The organism is Pseudomonas sp. FIP_A4 (assembly GCF_036701605.1).
GTDB classification, from domain to species: Bacteria; Pseudomonadota; Gammaproteobacteria; order Pseudomonadales; family Pseudomonadaceae; genus Stutzerimonas; species Stutzerimonas phenolilytica.
Window position 1 is genome coordinate 1 of the sequence record NZ_JAYDXP010000074.1, and the last position, 2,842, is coordinate 2,842.

Here is a 2,842-nt window from a genome sequence, read left to right on the forward strand (position 1 = left end):
CCTCGTCGGAGAAGCTCGCCAGCGATGCACCCATCGCCCCCTTGAGCGAAGTGCCGATCACGTAATAGGCGCTGGTCGCGTCGATCAGATGCGCGTCGTCCGGGTGTTCCCACTGGCTCTTGCCCATGTCGTGTACGTACAGCTTCGCGTCGAGCAGCTTGTTCTCGGGCTGCAGCCACCAGCCGAGCATCTCGGCGGTGGAACAGAATTTCTTCACGCCCCCCTTCTCCACCGCCTGGCCTTTCGGCCCTGGGAAATCGCTGATGACCATGCCGCATACATGGCATTCGTCATTTTCGTGGAAGGCCACCGGATCGAGCGCCTGCTTGACCTCCTCCTTTTCACCGCAGGCGGCCAGCCCCAGGCCCAGGGCCAGCAGCAACAGCGCGCGAATACCGTGATGATAAAGCCGATTCATAGGAGACTCCTTGTACGTTGGGATCACGTCAGACGCCGACGGAACATGCCGTAGGCCAGCAACAGCGAGGCGCCGACCCAGGCCAGCAGGCACAGCCAGAGCACCGCGCCGGGAACCGGCAGATCGCTGCCCAGCGACAACACGCCCATCGCGCTGCCGGCGCCCTCGAAGCCCGACAGGTTGATCAGCCGGTAGATGTCCGTGGGGTTGAGCAGCAGCAACCAGGGCAGCAGCTCGGGACTGAACTTGCCCTCACTGAGCACCAGCAACGCCAGCAGCACCAGATCGAAGACCAGCACGAAAAGGAACCAGACGCCCAACGCCAACCCGGCGGCGCTGGATTTCTCGCTGACCTTGCTGCTGAGCACGTAGGCCAGGGCGAGGAACACCCAGCCGAGCAGCGTCGAGGAGATCATGAAGCGGCCGAACGCCCAGAGCAGCAGGCCCAGTTCGATATCGTCGACCAGCAGGGCAATCGCCAGCGCGGCGCAGCCGAAGCCGATCAGCACCGCCAGGGCGAGGATCAGTCCGTGGCCGACAAATTTGCCGAGCAGGATCTGTCCACGGCCGAGCGGATAGGTCAGCAGCAGCATCAGCGTGCCGCCTTCGTCCTCGCCGACGATCGCGTCATAGGCCAGCAGCAGCGCGATCAGCGGCATCAGGAAGGTGGCCAGGCTGGCCAGGCTGGCGATGGTCGCCGGGATCGAGGTGAATCCCAGCTGCCCGGACGCCGCGGCGCCCAGCCAGGCGATGCCCACCGCGAGTACGGCAAACAGCAGGCTGATGGCGAGCAGCCAGCGGTTGCGCAGGCCGTCGCTGAGTTCCTTGCGGGCGATATTCCAGATCTGGTTCATGCTCGGCCCTCCTGGGTGCGCACATCGCCGGCGCGTTCCATGTAATAGCGGTACAGGTCTTCCAGCGAGGGCTGGTGGATCTCGATGTCCTCCGGCTCGCCTTCGCCGAGCAGTTCGCGCAGCAGCACCAGCTTGTGGCCGTTGACCGCTACCACTTCGATGCTGGTTTCGCTCAGCGTGCGGGCACTATGGCCCGCGTCGCTCCAGCGCTGGCGCCAGTGCTCGCTGCTGCCGATGCCGCTGGCACGGATGCGCACCGGCAGGCCGGCTTCGGCACGCAGCTGGGCCAGGCTGCCCACCGCCTGCAGGCGACCCTTGGCGAGAATCGCCGCACGGTTGATGTGCGACTCGACACCCGGCAGCACGTGGGAGCAGAGGATGACGCTGGTGCCGCCCTGGCGCAGGCGGTCGATCAGCAGATACAGCTCCTGCGTGGCGATCGGGTCGAGGCCGACCGTCGGCTCGTCGAGCAGCAGCAGGCGCGGCTGGCCGAGCACTGCCTGGGCCAGGCCGAGACGCTGGCGCATGCCCTTGGAATAGGTTTTCACCCGCCGGTCTGCAGCATGAGCCAGACCGACCTGCTCGAGCAGATCGTCGACCTGCCCCAGCGGCGTGCTCTTCAGCCGGGCGAAATGACGCAGGGTTTCGCGGCCAGTCAACTGTGGGTAGAAGGTCACGTTCTCCGGCAGATAACCCATCTGGCGACGTACGTCGGTGGTGCGCGGATCGCGGCCGAGCACCCGCACCTGCCCCTCGCTGGCCTGCAGCAGGCCGAGGATCAGCTTCATGCTGGTGGTCTTGCCGGCGCCGTTGTGGCCGAACAGGCCCAGCACCTCGCCCTCGCCGAGGGTCAGGTTCAAGTCGTGCAGCACCGTCATGCTGCCGTAACGCTGGCTGACGCCCTGGATCTCTACCGCATTCATGAGGACGGCTCCTGCGTGGTGTTCATCAATTTCTGGGTCGGCAGATGCATCAACGGATGGCTGTCCTGCACCCCCGGCGACTTGACCACCGGGAAGGCGCGCTGTACCCAACGCAACACCTCGATGCTGGGGCTGTTCATCAGCAGCCGAACCTGTGGATACATCCACAGCAGGCGGTCAACGTTATCGTTGGGCTCGTAGGGCACGTCGCCCAGGCCATCCTCGTTGCGATCCCAGCCCAGGTAGTCGCTCCAGTAGTTGCCGCGCCCGTCCACGGACCATTCCTGGGTGCGGGTGGCGACGTACTTGACCTGTTGCTCGTTGCCGACGAAGGCATTGGCGCTGATCTTGTTGTCCTCCGAGCCTGCGGTCAGGTGAATACCCAGGTTGCTGTGCTCGAAGTGGTTGTTCTCGATGGTGTTGAACAGCGAGTTGTAGATGAACAGCGCCTTGCCTTCGCCGCCGCTGATCATGCTGTCGCCACCGGTATCGCCACGCTGCACGTCGCTGACGAAGTTGTTCTTCAGCGTCGAGTAGGTGATGTAGTTCATCAGGATGCCGTAGTTCTGATCCTGTTCGGAGCGGTTGCCGATCACCACCAGCTTGCGGCTCTGCATCAGCGCGAAGCCGGTACGGGTGCGGCGCGT

At 64.6% G+C, this 2,842-nt stretch carries 4 protein-coding genes; all 4 read right to left on the reverse strand.

Annotation, left to right across the window (positions count from 1 at the left end; all coding sequences use genetic code 11):
• On the reverse strand, nucleotides 1-418 hold a 418-nt coding region (locus U8L64_RS00570), incomplete at its 3' end, for a nitrous oxide reductase accessory protein NosL (protein WP_333392739.1).
• A 23-nt stretch (nucleotides 419-441) separates the two neighbouring features.
• Nucleotides 442-1,272 carry an ABC transporter permease gene (locus U8L64_RS00575; RefSeq protein WP_138300011.1) on the reverse strand — a complete coding sequence of 277 codons (831 nt, stop codon included), beginning with the start codon at nucleotides 1,270-1,272 and terminating at the stop codon, nucleotides 442-444.
• A complete protein-coding gene (locus U8L64_RS00580; RefSeq protein WP_138299301.1) occupies nucleotides 1,269-2,195 on the reverse strand; it encodes an ABC transporter ATP-binding protein in 927 nt (308 codons plus the stop codon). Before U8L64_RS00580 ends, U8L64_RS00575 begins: the two co-directional genes overlap by 4 nt.
• The coding region (locus U8L64_RS00585; RefSeq protein WP_189327995.1) for a NosD domain-containing protein at nucleotides 2,192-2,842 on the reverse strand (651 nt) is incomplete at its 5' end. The genes U8L64_RS00580 and U8L64_RS00585, both read right to left, overlap by 4 nt.